Origin of the sequence: Streptomyces subrutilus (genome assembly GCF_001746425.1) — a bacterium.
In the GTDB taxonomy this organism is placed as follows: domain Bacteria; phylum Actinomycetota; class Actinomycetes; order Streptomycetales; family Streptomycetaceae; genus Streptomyces; species Streptomyces subrutilus_A.
Genome location: NZ_MEHK01000001.1, coordinates 4,138,639 through 4,151,775 on the forward strand (window position 1 = coordinate 4,138,639; position 13,137 = coordinate 4,151,775).

At 73.5% G+C, this 13,137-nt stretch carries 12 protein-coding genes and 1 tRNA gene; 6 read left to right on the forward strand and 7 right to left on the reverse strand.

The features are described 5' to 3' along the window. Positions 1 to 113: 113 nt before the first annotated feature. Positions 114 to 1,331, reverse strand: coding sequence for a DNA cytosine methyltransferase (locus BGK67_RS19660; RefSeq protein WP_208948717.1), 1,218 nt, complete (start codon positions 1,329 to 1,331; stop codon positions 114 to 116). A 311-nt stretch (positions 1,332 to 1,642) separates the two neighbouring features. Between BGK67_RS19660 and BGK67_RS38965 the strand changes: the two genes are divergently transcribed. Next, a tRNA-Ser gene (locus BGK67_RS38965) sits at positions 1,643 to 1,710 on the forward strand. A gap of 60 nt (positions 1,711 to 1,770) precedes the next feature. On the opposite strand, the gene BGK67_RS19665 is transcribed toward BGK67_RS38965, so the two are convergent. Continuing rightward, positions 1,771 to 3,153, reverse strand: a complete 1,383-nt coding sequence (locus BGK67_RS19665) for an NAD(P)/FAD-dependent oxidoreductase (RefSeq protein ID WP_069921310.1) — start codon at positions 3,151 to 3,153, stop codon at positions 1,771 to 1,773. Between the two features lie 118 nt (positions 3,154 to 3,271). Between BGK67_RS19665 and BGK67_RS19670 the strand changes: the two genes are divergently transcribed. Both BGK67_RS19670 and BGK67_RS19675 read left to right on the forward strand, forming a co-directional pair. Continuing rightward, on the forward strand, positions 3,272 to 4,177 hold the full coding sequence (locus tag BGK67_RS19670) for an aminoglycoside phosphotransferase family protein (RefSeq protein ID WP_432215464.1): 906 nt from the start codon (positions 3,272 to 3,274) through the stop codon (positions 4,175 to 4,177). A 154-nt stretch (positions 4,178 to 4,331) separates the two neighbouring features. After that, positions 4,332 to 4,808: a GNAT family N-acetyltransferase gene (locus BGK67_RS19675; RefSeq protein ID WP_069921311.1), complete on the forward strand. Its 477-nt coding sequence runs from the start codon at positions 4,332 to 4,334 to the stop codon at positions 4,806 to 4,808. A 68-nt stretch (positions 4,809 to 4,876) separates the two neighbouring features. On the opposite strand, the gene BGK67_RS19680 is transcribed toward BGK67_RS19675, so the two are convergent. After that, positions 4,877 to 5,914, reverse strand: a complete 1,038-nt coding sequence (locus BGK67_RS19680; RefSeq protein ID WP_069923981.1) for a zinc-binding dehydrogenase — start codon at positions 5,912 to 5,914, stop codon at positions 4,877 to 4,879. Between the two features lie 178 nt (positions 5,915 to 6,092). On the opposite strand from BGK67_RS19680, the gene BGK67_RS19685 reads away from it, so the two are divergent. Continuing rightward, positions 6,093 to 6,776 (forward strand): pentapeptide repeat-containing protein, encoded by a 684-nt coding sequence (locus BGK67_RS19685; RefSeq protein ID WP_208948718.1) that lies wholly within the window; start codon positions 6,093 to 6,095, stop codon positions 6,774 to 6,776. A gap of 436 nt (positions 6,777 to 7,212) precedes the next feature. Here BGK67_RS19685 and BGK67_RS19690 read toward each other — a convergent pair whose 3' ends face one another. From BGK67_RS19690 to BGK67_RS19700, 3 genes are all read right to left on the reverse strand, one after another. Then, a complete protein-coding gene (locus BGK67_RS19690) occupies positions 7,213 to 7,716 on the reverse strand; it encodes a hypothetical protein (protein ID WP_069921312.1) in 504 nt (167 codons plus the stop codon). An 87-nt stretch (positions 7,717 to 7,803) separates the two neighbouring features. Then, complete coding sequence (locus BGK67_RS19695) at positions 7,804 to 8,427, reverse strand: response regulator (RefSeq protein WP_069921313.1); 624 nt, start codon at positions 8,425 to 8,427, stop codon at positions 7,804 to 7,806. Continuing rightward, positions 8,424 to 9,686 carry a sensor histidine kinase gene (locus tag BGK67_RS19700; RefSeq protein ID WP_079154276.1) on the reverse strand — a complete coding sequence of 421 codons (1,263 nt, stop codon included), beginning with the start codon at positions 9,684 to 9,686 and terminating at the stop codon, positions 8,424 to 8,426. Before BGK67_RS19700 ends, BGK67_RS19695 begins: the two co-directional genes overlap by 4 nt. Positions 9,687 to 10,501: 815 nt before the next feature. Between BGK67_RS19700 and BGK67_RS19705 the strand changes: the two genes are divergently transcribed. Both BGK67_RS19705 and BGK67_RS19710 read left to right on the forward strand, forming a co-directional pair. Beyond that, positions 10,502 to 11,050: a GlcG/HbpS family heme-binding protein gene (locus tag BGK67_RS19705; RefSeq protein WP_069921315.1), complete on the forward strand. Its 549-nt coding sequence runs from the start codon at positions 10,502 to 10,504 to the stop codon at positions 11,048 to 11,050. Between the two features lie 44 nt (positions 11,051 to 11,094). Next, complete coding sequence (locus BGK67_RS19710; protein ID WP_069921316.1) at positions 11,095 to 12,507, forward strand: M1 family metallopeptidase; 1,413 nt, start codon at positions 11,095 to 11,097, stop codon at positions 12,505 to 12,507. A gap of 51 nt (positions 12,508 to 12,558) precedes the next feature. Here the strand turns inward: BGK67_RS19710 and BGK67_RS19715 are convergent, their stop codons facing one another. Next, the gene (locus BGK67_RS19715) at positions 12,559 to 13,080 is read right to left on the reverse strand and encodes a GNAT family N-acetyltransferase (RefSeq protein ID WP_069921317.1); all 522 of its coding nucleotides are present in this window, start codon (positions 13,078 to 13,080) and stop codon (positions 12,559 to 12,561) included. Positions 13,081 to 13,137: the final 57 nt, after the last annotated feature.

The window sequence follows — 13,137 nt, forward strand, 5'->3', positions numbered from 1 at the left end:
ACGGTCGCTGCGAGGGTGGTACTGAACCTCGTCGTTTGCCCTCTTCACAGGCTTGCTCAGAGTCCTGACGAGAATGTCTACCGCGTCCAAGGCACACCCCTTTCGGAGGCACCCTATCGGCCTACTCCCACAGTTGCTTGTGCCTTGTTCCTAGGGTCCATCAGCTCGACGTGTTCCTTCATGTCGAGCAAGAACTCCTCGTTGAACTTCAGCCGAGCCCGCTGGGTCCGTGAGTAGAACCCAGCGGCAGCCCGATGGCTGAGGGGCGTGAGACCGTTGGGATCGACAAGATCCATCAGATGGGTGTACTTGCTGTGCTCCGGCCACATGGAGACGTGTGAACGCCAGCGCTTGCCTCCGTGGCCCCAGGCCGCCGTCGGCCATCGAGCGCTGTCCGCGATTGGCGAGGCTTCGGTTTCGTCGTACTGGCCAGGGCTGAGGAGCCGCCTGCCGAGCCACTGGGAAACACCAACCGTGACAGCGTTGCCCACCAGCTTCCAGCGGTCGCGCCCACCCCTCTGCCCTGCCGTCGCCTCGGCCAGGGTCCAGTCCTTTTCGAACCCCTGAAGCTGCTCGGCGTCCGTGATCGACGGCGTCACGATCCGGTGTCCGGCGGGATTGCCGGGAATCCAGATGCCCGGCGGTGAGGGGATGCCGAGCCCTGATCCCCCCTTGACTGTGGGCACTGCGTCACGAGCCCACCCCACACCCGTGAGACCCTCGGTCCAGTAGAAGCCGTAAGCGTCGGCGGCGTGGCCTTGCTCGTCCGGCTCGCCAGCGTCGTCGGCGAGCAGCACGTTGCGAGGGTCTTCGCTGAGGCTGGCCACGAAAAGAACACGCTGGCGGCGCTGCGGCACACCGGTGAAGCGCGAATCCACGAGTCGGTAGGCCCACGAATATCCGAGGGCTTCGAGCTCCTGAACGAGGTGGAGCATCGCTTTGCCCTTGTCGAGCACCAGCATGTTCCGCACGTTCTCAAGCACCAGCCACCGAGGATGGTGCTTGCGAAGGAGCCGGAAGACGTGGGAGACGAGCCCCGACTGTTCGCCGGCGATGCCTGCCGTTCGGCCAGCCTGCGACAGGTCTTGGCAGGGGAACCCAGCCGTGACCACGTCGATGTCGCTGGGGAGAGCTTTGAGGTGCTGAACGTCAGGCTCAAGCGGGACGTCGGGAAAATGCTTGGCGAGCACGGCCTGGGCCGGGTTCCACACCTCACAGAGCATGGCCGTCTCCAACCCAGCCTGCTTGAGGCCGAGCTCAAGGCCGCCCACACCTGCGAAGAGCCCCGCCACACGGAGGGGCTGCTCGCGTACGTCTACCTCATTGCTCACGGGGGAGATCCTGTCATATCAGGCTGACAGAGCAGGCCGAAGTCTTCGGGGCCCTGGTCAGGAGTGGATTACATCTCGAGGCGCTCTCGGGCTTCCCCATGGTGGGGAGGGGCTGGCACAGGTGGAGGGAGGCACCGTGGTGTGCACCTGCCACTCAAGGGCGCGGGTGGGGCTCGCTCGCCACAGAGTCATCTATCCGGTCTCAATGGTGGTCTCACAGTGCTGGAATTCCGGCGGTGTCCCTCAGAGTCCATCGCCGGTTGTTGGGGTGGCTGACCAGCGGCTTAGTGCCTCACCTGGAACTGCGTGGACCCCCATGGACGGAGATCGGACAACTTGTAATGCGTAGGTCGTCGGTTCGAATCCGACAGGGGGCCCAAGGAGAAGGCCAGGTCACACATGGTGTGGCCTGGCCTTCTTGTGTGTGCGGGGTGGGGGCTCAGTGGCGGCCCGAGATGCGGTTGGCCAGGCGGGCCAGGGGGGTCGTGTCCGGGGTGTGGGTGGCCGTTTCGTGGCGGTCCGCCTGGCGGTAGGCGGCGTAGAGGGCCTGGACGCCGAGCCAGCGGAAGGGTTCCGGCTCCCAGCGGCGTACGCGGTGGTTGACCCAGGGCAGGGAGGTCAGCTCGGTGGTGTCGCCGAGGACCAGGTCGCGCAGAGTGCGGCCCGCGAGGTTGGCGGTGGCCACGCCGGAGCCGACGTAGCCGCCCGCCCAGCCGAGGCCGGTGGCGGGGTCCAGGGTGACGGTGGCGCACCAGTCGCGGGGTACGCCCAGCACGCCCGACCAGGCGTGGGTGATCTCCGTACCGGTGAGCAGGGGGAAGAAGGAGAAGAGCAGGTCGCGCAGGGAGTCGATGGTGGCCGGCCGGGTGCGGCCGTCGTTGTCCGTGCGCGAGCCGAAGCGGTACGGGACGCCGCGCCCGCCGATCGCGATGCGGCCGTCGGCGGTGCGCTGGGCGTACATGTAGGCGTGGGCCATGTCCCCCAGGAGCGCCGAGTCCGACCAGGCCAGCCGCTGCCAGGTCGACTCCGGGATCGGGGCCGTCACGATCATCGAGGAGTTCATCGGGAGCCAGGCGCGCTTGTGGCCCTTGAGGGCGGCGGTGAAGCCCTCCGTGCAGCGCAGGACGTGCGGGGCGCGGACGGTGCCGTAGGGGGTGACGGCCTTGCGCGGGGCGATCTCCGTGACCGGGGTGGACTCGTGGATGACGACGCCGAGGCGTTCGCAGGCCGCGGCCAGGCCCCGGGCGAGCTTGAGCGGGTGGATGCGGGCGCCGTGCGGGCTCCAGCTGGAGCCGACGGCGTCCGCGATGTCGATGCGGGCGCGGGTGGCGGCGGCGTCGTGCAGTTCGCGGTCGGTCTCGCCGAAGGCGAGCTCGGTGGCGTGGAAGGCCTTCAGCCGGGTGAGCTGGGCGGGGGTGCGGGCGACTTCGAGGACGCCGCCGCGCTGGATGTCGGCGTCGATGCCCTCCTTGGCCGCGACGTCGATGACCTCGGTGACCGTGCCGTTCATGGCCTGCTGGAGGCGCTGGGCGGCCTGGTGGCCGTGGAGCGCGGCGTAGCGGTCGCGGCCGGCGATGCCGTTGTAGAGCCAGCCGCCGTTGCGGCCGGAGGCGCCGTAGCCGCAGAACTTCTGCTCGAGGACGGTGACGCGGAGGTCGGGGGCGGCGGTCTTGAGGTAGTAGGCGGTCCACAGGCCGGTGTAGCCGCCGCCGACGATGACGACGTCGGCCGTGGCGTCGGCGGTGAGCGGTGGGCGCGGTGGGGTGGTGGGGGCGGTGCGGTCGGTCGCGTACCAGAAGGAGATGCCGCCGTTGGTCGTCATGGGGGAGTTGGTACACCCCGTTCCGGTGGTGCGTCCAGGGACGGGTCGTCGCCTTTCCGGGAGGGATTCCAGACCGGATGGCCGATGTGGGAGGGGGCGGGGGTCGTAGGGTCGGGCCGTGGTTGACATCGCGGAGATTCCGGACGGGCTGGTCGAGGCGCAGGTCAGGTGGAACGGCGACGCGGGGCGGGAGTTCATCGCCGCTCTGCCCGCGCGGGCGGCGCGGTTCCTCGAGCGCTGGGAGCTGCGGCGTACGGGGCCGCTGATGCACGGGGTGACGGCCCTGGTGGTGCCGGTGGTGCGGGCCGACGGGAGCGCGGCGGCGCTGAAGTTGCAGCGGGTGGACGAGGAGAGCGCCGGGGAGCCGGACGCGCTGCGCGCCTGGGGCGGGCGGGGCGCCGTACGGCTGCTGGAGCACGACGGGGAGACGGGCACGCTGCTGCTGGAGCGGCTGGACGAGCGGCGGCACCTGTCGGCGGTCGCCGAACGGGATTCGCGCGCGGCGGTCCGGGTGATCGGCGAACTGCTGGCGCGGCTGACGGCGGTTGTGGCGCCGGAGGGGCTGCGCGGCCTCGGCGCGATGGCCGCCGAGATGCTGGACGACGTACCGCGGGCGCTGGGGCGGTTGGCGGACGTGCGGGAGCGGCGGCTGCTCGGGGACTGCGCGGCGGCGCTGGCGGAGGTCGCGGGCGAGCCGGGGGACCGGCTGCTGCACTGGGACCTGCACTACGACAACGTGCTGGCGGGACACCGGGAGCCGTGGCTGGCGATCGACCCGAAGCCGCTGGCCGGGGACCCGGGCTTCGACCTGCTCCCGGCGATCAACAACAACTTCCGGGCGGACGAGGTGCGGTGGCGGTTCGACCTGCTGACGGAGGCGGCGGGGCTGGACGGCGACCGGGACCGGGCGCGGGCGTGGACGCTGGGGCGGGTGGTGCAGAACTGCCTGTGGGACGTGGAGGACGGCGAGGACGAGATGCAGGAGGAGCAACTGGTGGTGGCGCAGGTACTGCTGGGGCGGTGAGGGCCCGCCGGCGGTCGGAGGCCGGTGGCCCGAGGTCCGGCGGTCCGAGGCCCTGTGGCCTGACGCGTTGTGACGGTCCGAGGGGCCGTCGGCGGTCCGCAGCGGTCCGCGGCCTGCGGGTGGGCGGCCTGCGGGCGCCTTCTAGGCTGCGGGCATGATCCGTAACGCGCGCATCACCGACGTCCCCGTCCTGTACGCCATGATCCGCGAGCTCGCGGAGTACGAGAAGTCGCTCCACGAGGTCCGCACCACCGAGGAGCAGTTGCGCGAGGCGCTGTTCGGGGCGCACCCGGCGGCGTTCTCGCACGTCGCGGAGACGGAGGACGGCGAGGTCGTCGGCTTCTCGATCTGGTTCCTGAACTTCTCCACCTGGCGCGGTGTGCACGGCATCTACCTGGAGGACCTGTACGTACGGCCGGGCGTGCGCGGCGGCGGGTACGGGAAGGCCCTGCTGGCGGAGTTGGCGCGGACCTGCGTGCAGCGGGGGTACGAGCGGCTGGAGTGGTCGGTCCTCAACTGGAACACCCCGGCGATCGACTTCTACCGGTCGGTCGGGGCGGTCCCGATGGACGAGTGGACGGTGAACCGGCTGACGGACGGCGCGCTGCGCGCACTGGCCGGGGAGCGGTAGCCCGCGGGGAGGGGCGGCGGAACCTCGGGGCAGAGCCCTGCGGCCTCTTCTGCACACAGCCACTTCGGCTATCCGCTTGCAGTCCCAACCGGCTTACGGCGGAACGGGCGGAGGCCGGGTTCCAGGACGACCTTGCCCGTCGTGGCGCGGGACTCCAGGGCGCGGTGGGCGGCGGCGGCCTCGGCGAGGGGGTAGCGGGTCAGGGCCGGGCGGAGGCGGCCCGCCGCCGCCTCGGCCAGGGCGCGGGTCTCCAGGGTGCGCAGGGGGTCGGGAGTGGCGACGCGCTGGAACATGGCCGGGCCGAGGACGTGCTGCGTGGTGATCCCGCGGGCGGTGAGCGCGGCCTGTTCGGCGTCGGTGAGGACCAGTTCGCCGCCGGACCAGCCGAAGACCAGGTGCCGGGCGCCGGGGGCGAGCAGGCCGAGGGCGGTGCGGGCGGTGGCGCCGCCGACGGAGTCGAAGAGGACGGTGGCGCCGTCGGGGTACCGGGTACGGACGGCGGCGGACCAGCCGGGGGCGGTGTAGTCGAGGGCGAGATCGGCGCCGTTCCCCGCGGCCAGGGCCGTCTTCGCGGGGCCTCCGGCGAGGGCGACGACCTCGGCGCCGGCGTTCTTGGCGTACTGGACGAGCAGGGTGCCGATGCCGCCCGCGGCGGCGGGGACCAAGGCCACCGAGCCCGGGCCGAGTGCCGCGAACTGGAGGATCCCCAGGGCGGTGCGGCCCGTCCCGATCATGGCGACGGCCTCGGCGGGACCGAGCCCGTCGGGTACGGGGTGCAGCCGGTCGGCGTCGGCGACGGCGTACTCGGCGTACCCGCCGGGGGCGAAGCCGAGGTGGACGACGACCCGGCGGCCCAGCCAGGCCGGGTCGGTGCCGGGGCCGAGGGCTTCGACCGTCCCGGCGACCTCCCGGCCGGGGACGGTCGGGAGGTCGGGGAGGGCGGGGGCGGGGCCCCGGACCCCCTCGCGGAGGCTGGTGTCGAGCAGGTGCACGCCCGCGGCGGCCACGGCGACGCGGACCTGGCCGGCCGCCGGTACGGGAGCGGGGACGGCCTCGTGGACGAGGTTCTCGGCAGGGCCGAAGGCGTGCAGCCGGACGGCGTTCATGGTGGCTTCGGTCGTGGCGGCGTTCGTCGTGGAGGCGTTCGGCCCGGTGGCCCGCGGGGTGCCCCGCGCGTCGCTCTTCGTGGTGTTCGCGGTGTCCATGCCGTCAGCCTCCGACCTCGAGCGTGGTCGAGGTCAAGGGGTCGGGCCGACTGTCGGCGGGGTGGACCAGGATGGGGGGATGGCAACGGTGCGAAAAGGACGGCGGCCGGAGACGGTGAAGGCGGCACGACGCCCGGAGGTGCGGCTTCCGGAGCTCACGGCGTGGGAGGGCGGCGAGCTGGAGGCGGACGGGGACTACGACGGGCTGGAGTTCGCGGATCTGGACCTGACGGGGCAGGGGGGGGGGGGGGCCCGCTTCATGGACTGCGCACTGCGGCGCTGCGTGCTGGACGAGGCGGGGCTGGGGAAGGCGCGGTTCCTGGACTCGCTGCTGGACGGGGTCCGGGGAGTGGGGACCGGCCTGGCGGGGGCCTCGCTGCGGGACGTGGAGCTGGTGGACGCCCGGCTGGGCGGCGTGCAGATGCACGGGGCCGTGCTGGAGCGGGTGGTGGTCCGCGGGGGCAAGATCGACTACCTGAACCTGCGGGAGGCGCGGCTGCGGGACGTGGTCTTCGAGGGGTGCGTGCTGGTGGAGCCGGACTTCGCGGGGGCGGTGCTGGAGCGTGTGGAGTTCCGGGACTGCGTGCTCCGCGGGGCGGACTTCGGCGGGGTGCGGATGTCCGACGTGGACCTGCGGGGCGTGGCGGAGCTGACGCCGGCCCGGGGCCTGGAGGGCCTGGCGGGGGCGGTGATCAGCCCGGCGCAGCTGCTGGACCTGGCGCCGGCGATGGCTGCGCAGCTGGGCCTGCGGGTACTGCCGTAGCCGTGCCACCACCCGGCTCGGGCTCCGCCCGGGCCCGGCGCGGGGGGTCGGGGCTCGGCGGGTGGGTCGGGTGCGGCTCGGGGACCTGGGGCTCCGCCCCGGGCCCCGCGCCTCAAGCGCCGCCGGGGCTGGGTGGGTCGGGGGTCTGGCTGGTGGGTTCGGTGCGGCGCCGTTCCCGGGGCTCTGCCTGGGCCCGTGCCGCAAGGCGCTGCGGTGCTGGGTGGATGGACTCGGCGGGAGGGTTGCGTGCGGCTCCTGGGGCTCGGCCCACACCCCGTGCCCAAGCGCGGCGGGGCCGGTTTGGCTTGCGTCGGTCTGCGGGTGGTGCCGCCGGTCGTCGGCGGCCTCGGGCAGGACCGGCCTCGCCGGCGTTTGAGGCGCTGGTCCGGGGCGGAGCCCCGGGAACGGCGCCGCACCTGGGGCCGAGGCGGAGCCGCTAGGCCGGGACTCGGGGGAAGCGGGCCTGGAGGGTCCAGATGGCCGGGTTGTCGGCGAGGCCCTCGTGCATGTCGACGAGGTCCGCGATCAGGTCGTGCAGGAAGTCACGGGCCTCGCGGCGCAGCAGCCGGTGGCTGAAGGTCAGCGGGTCCTCGTCCCCCGGCATCCAGTCGGCCTCGACGTCGACCCAGCCGAAGCGGCGCTCGAAGAGCATCCGGTCCGTCGACTCGGTGAAGTCGATCTCGGCGTACTGCCGGTTCGCGGAGCGGTTGCCGCGCGGGTCCCGGTCGAGCTGCTCGACGATGTCGCACAGCGCCCAGGCGAAGTCCAGTACCGGCACCCATCCCCAGGCTGTGGACACTTCCCGGTCCTTGTCGGTGTCCGCGAGGTAGACGTCCCCGCAGAACAGGTCGTGCCGCAGGGTGTGGACGTCCGCCGAGCGGTAGTCGGTCTGCGGGGGGTCGGGGAAGCGCCGGGAGAGGGAGTAGCCGATGTCGAGCACGTACCCGATGGTGTCACGGCTCCGGGGGCGCCCCCCCCCCGGTGGAGCGGGGACGGGGACGGGGGAGGGCGCGGGGGCGGCGGCGGGTCAGGACGGCAGGAGGCGCTGTTCCTTGGCGACCGACACGGCGCCGGCGCGGGTGTCGACGCCGAGCTTGTCGTAGATCCGGCCCAGGTGCGTCTTGACCGTCGCCTCGCTGATGAACAGGGCGCGGGCGATGTCGCGGTTGCCGAGGCCGCGGGCCAGCTGGCCGAGGATGTCCAGCTCGCGGTCGGTGAGGGTGGGGCGGGTGCCGCGCATGTGGGCCATCACCCGGCTCGCCACCGGCGCGGACAGGGTCGTACGGCCCTGCGCCGCCGAGTGGATCGCGGCGAACAGCTCCTCCGGGCGCTCCGCCTTGAGGAGGTAGCCCGTCGCGCCCGCGCCGATGGCCCGGGTGATGTCGGCGTCCGTGTCGTACGTGGTGAGGACCAGGACGTGCGGCGGGTCCGGGAGGGCCGTGATGCGGCGGGTGGCTTCGACCCCGTCGATGCCCTCGCCCAGCTGGAGGTCCATCAGGACCACGTCCGGGCCGAGTTTGGCCGCCAGGGCGACGGCCTCCTCGCCGCTGCCCGCCTCCCCGAGCACCTCGATGTCGGGCTCGCTGCCGAGGAGGGCCAGCAGGCCGGCCCGTACGACCACGTGGTCGTCGCAGAGGAGGATCGTCGTCATGGGGTCGGCTCCAGGGGGATGGCCGCGGAGAGGACGGTGCCCTCGCCCGGCGTGGATTCGATCGTCAGGGTGCCGCCCAGCTGGCGGACGCGGGCGCGCATCGCCGGGAGGCCGTGGCCGCGTCCGGGGGCGGCTGGGGTGCTATCGGTGGCGGTACGGGGTTCGGCGAAGCCGTGGCCGTCGTCGGCCACGTCCAGGACCACCTGGTCGCCGAGGAAGCTCAGGGTGAGCGCGGCCGTCCGGGCGCCGGAGTGCTCCCGTACGTTCGCCAGCGCGCCCTGGGCTATCCGCAGCAGCGCCGACTGCACGCGGTCGGGGAGCGGGGCCGGGGCGCCCTCGAGGTGGAAGCGGACCTCGACGTCGGGTCCGGCGTCCAGGGCGCGCAGGGCCTCGGCGAGCCCGGCACCGTCGGCGAGCTGGGGCGGGGCCAGGTCGTGGACGAGGCGGCGCGCCTCGGCGAGGCCGCGGGCGGCGATGCCGGTGGCGGTACGGACGTGTGCGCGGGCCGTGCCGGGGTCGGAGTCCCAGGTGCGGTCGGCGGCCTGGAGCAGCATCTGCTGGCTGGACAGGTTCTGCGCGAGGGTGTCGTGGATCTCCATGGACAACCGCTGCCGTTCGGCGAGGGTGCCTTCGCGGCGCTCGGTGGCGGCGAGTTCCCTGCGGGTGCGGATCAGATCGTCGATCAGCGTGCGCTGGGCCCGGGCCTGGCGCTCCATGTGGACGAAGACCGCGGTGGCGAGGGCGGCGACGGCGGGCGGGGCCAGCAGGAGGTTCGGGTCGAAGGCGGTGGCGAGCCGGAGCTGGGCGATCACGACGAAGACGGTGAGCAGGGCGACGAGGACGATCGCCGCACGCGGGGGGAGGGTGCGCAGGGCGGTGAAGAACAGGGGTACGGCGCACCAGGCGAAGCTCGGCGCGAGGACCACCAGGACCACCCAGGTGGCGACGACCAGGCCGAGCCAGACGAGGCGGCCGGGGGACTGCCGGTCCGCTCGCGCGGAGCCCTGGCCGGAGGCGCCGACGGCGGGGCCGAGCACGTAGAGCAGCGCCAGGGCGATGCTGAGGGCGAGGACCCAGGGGGTGCGGGGTTCGCCGGGGTGGCGGAGCAGGAAGCGGGCCACCGATGCGCCGAGGAGCAGGAAGAACGCGGCGTGCATGACGGTCGTCAGGGTGCGGGTGTCGGCGTCCGCCGGGGTGCGGGGCCGCGGGGTCGCGGGGCTCACGGGGTGCTCCTGGCTCCTCGGGTCGGTTACGTCCATCCTGTCCCAGCGGTGTCCCTGCGGGCGGCTCGGCGTGCGGGCTCGGCTGCGCCGGGCCGGGCCTGGGCTGCGCCCGGGTTTTCTGGGGCTCCGCCCCGGACCCCGCGCCTCGATCGCCGGCGGGGCTTGATGTCGGCCTCCCGGGGCGTTGCCGGTGCGGGTCCGTAGCAGGGGCCCTGTTCCGCGGGGGCTGACCGTGTGGGGCGGTTCGCGGCGCCCCTCCGGGGTGTCTCCTCGGCTCGCGCACTGAGCCCCGTCCCGCATATCCGAGCCCGGGTTGCGCGCTCGTCCTGCGGGGACACCCCTGCACGGCTCCACGAACCGACGCAGGTGTTTCCCCGCCTGGACACCCAGGGGGCCACTCCCCGAAGCCGGTCCGGGGGGTGGGGACGCGCAGGAGGGTCCCCCGCAGGCCCACGAGCGCGCAACCCGGGCTGCGCGCTCGCAGCGGGGGCTGGGTGCGCGAGCCGAGGAGACACTCCGGAGAGGCACCGCCCCACCCCCCGACCAGGCCAGATCAAGCCCCGCCGGCGATTGAGGCGCGGGGTCCGGGGCAGAGCCCCGCAACGGCGCGGGCGCAGCCCGGCGCAGCCGAACCCGCGAGGTACACGCCCACCCTGCCGAGCCCCGCAGGGACACCGCATCGACCGATCGGTTGACCCCCGGGTCAGCCGGTGCGGTGGGCGGCGGGAGCCGGTACGGGGACGGGGTGGCGGGGGGTTCGGGCCCAGGCTTGGAGCAGTGGACGAGCCGGCCCGACCGGTCAGGAGCGCCCGCCCCATGCCGTCACCGCGTCACCGTTCTCAGGAGCAGAGATGAACACCCGCACCCGCGTCCTCACCGGTACCGCCCTCGCCGCCGCCCTCGGCGCCGGTGCCTTCGGCGCCGTCAGTGCCAGTGCCGCGCCCGCCGCCGCTCCCGCCTCGGTCGCCAAGAAGGACGAGGCCGGCGACAAGAACTTCACCACCACGACCCACCTCACCGTCGACGCCGCCACCCGCGCCGCCCAGGCCGCGCTGCACGCGGCCGAGAAGGAGAACCAGAAGGTGACGGTCGCGGTCGTGGACCGCAACGGCAACACCCTCGTCACCCTGCGCGGCGACGGCGCCGGCCCGCAGTCCTACGAGTCGGCGCAGCGCAAGGCCTACACCGCCGTGTCCTGGAACGCCCCGACCTCGGTGCTCGTGGGCCGCCTCGCCCAGGCCCCGAACCTGAAGGACATCCCCGGCACCCTGTTCCTCGGCGGCGGCACCCCCGTCCAGGCGAACGGCGCCCCGGTCGCCGGCATCGGTGTGGCCGGCGCCCCGAGCGGCGACCTGGACGAGAAGTTCGCCAAGGCCGGAGTCGACGCGCTCGCCAAGTAGCCGCCCGGGCCCGGCCGTCCGCCCGCCCGCCTAGGATCGGGCGTGTGGACCACCGCTCGCTCTCCCGCCTCGCCGCCCCTGCCGTCGCCGCCCTGCTCGCCCTCACCACGGGGTGTACGGGCGGCACCGTGCACGGGCGGCCGGGCGCGTCGGGGTTGCGCGACCCGTACTTCCCCAAGGCGGGCAACGGCGGCTACCAGGTCGAGCACTACGGCCTGGACCTGGACTACGACCCCGCCGACGGCCGCCTCGAGGGAACGGCGGTGATCACCGCCCGCGCCGGGCAGGGGCTCAGCTCCTTCAACCTCGACCTCAGCGGCCTGAAGGTCGAGGAAGTCACCGTCCAGGGCGAGCCGGCCCGGTTCAACCGGACCGGCAACGAGCTGACCGTGCGTCCGGCCGAGGACCTGGAGAAGGGCGAGGCCTTCCGTACGGAGATCGAGTACTCCGGCCGGCCGAAGGCGCTCACGGACGCGGACGGCACCCGGGAGGGCTGGATCACCACGGGGGACGGCGCCGTGGGCGTCGGCGAGCCGGTCGGCTCGATGACCTGGTTCCCGGGCAACCACCACCCCAGCGACAAGGCCGCCTACGACATCACGATCACGGTGCCGAAGGGCTACGAGGCCGTGTCGAACGGCGAGTTGCGCGCGCGGACCGCGCAGGCCGACGGGAGCACCTCCTTCGCCTGGCACAGCCCGGAGCCGATGGCGAGCTATCTGGCGACCGCCGCCGTCGGCAAGTACCGCGTGGAGACCGGGCGGACGCCCTCAGGGGTGGCCCTGTACAACGCGGTGGATCCCGGTGAGGCGGAGGCGAGCGCGGGGGACCTGGCGCGGCTGCCGGAGATGGTGGAGTGGGGCGCGGGCCGCTTCGGGCCGTACCCCTTCGGCACCGCCGGCGCGATCGTGCTGCCCGCCGGGACCCTCCAGTACGCGCTGGAGACGCAGACCAAGCCGGTCTTCCCCGGTGCGCCGGGCAGCGAGGAGCTCGTGCTGCACGAGCTCGCCCACCAGTGGTTCGGCAACTCGGTGTCGCCGAAGTCCTGGAAGGACATGTGGCTCAACGAGGGCTTCGCGACGTACGCGGAGTGGCTGTGGGCCGAGGACCGCGGCGGGACCACGGCGCAGCAGGAGTTCGACGCGTTCCTGTCCGGCGACACCGAGGTCGACGAGGCCGCCGACTCCGACTGGGACGCCTTCCCGCCCGCCGCCCCGCCCGGGCCCGAGCACATCTCGGGGAACCCGGTGTACTACCGGGGCGCGATGGTGCTGCACCGGATCCGGCAGGAGGCCGGGGACGAGAAGTTCTTCGCCCTGCTGCGCGACTGGGCCGCCGAGCACCGGCACGGGAACGCGAGCACGGCCGATTTCACCGCCTTCGCGGAGGAGCGGACCGGGCACGACCTGAAGAAGGTCTGGGACGTCTGGCTGTACGGGAAGGCACGCCCCCGCTGAGCCCCCCCCCCACGGAGCCCGCCCCCACGGAGCCCGCCCCCGCCAAGGCCGTCAGGGGAGGAGCGGCTTGCGCAGTACGGTGCACTCCCGGCCCAGCGCGCGGTCCTTGGCCTTGCGCATGACCTCGTAGCCCTGGGCCTGCCAGAACGCGAGTGCCTTGGGGTTGTTGTCCAGTACGGCGAGGCGTACGCCCGTCCGTCCCGCGGCGCGGAAGCGGTCCTCGACCAGGGCGGCCACGGCGCGGCCGTACCCCTCGCGGTGCGCGGTGGCGTCGATGAGCAGCAGGCCGATCCACGGGTCCGGGTCCTCGGCGGCCGGGTCGGGATGATGGGCCAGGGTGGTGGCCAGGCCGACGAGCCGGCCGGCGGAGCGGGCCAGGAGGACCTCGGCGCCGTCCTGGGCGAGTTCGTCGGCGAGGGAGGCCGCGACCTGTTCGACCGTGATGCGGTCCGGGGCGGGGAAGTCGCCGCTGAGCTCGAAGAACGCGTGGTTCGTCGCGTACAGGGCGGCGATCTCGGTGAGGACCGGACCGGGCAGGGCGCCGTCCACGGGGACGAGCGGTTGAAGAATCACCTGGCGAACGGTAGCGAAGCCCCCTCCCCGGACGGCCGGGAGGGGGCTTCGCCGTAA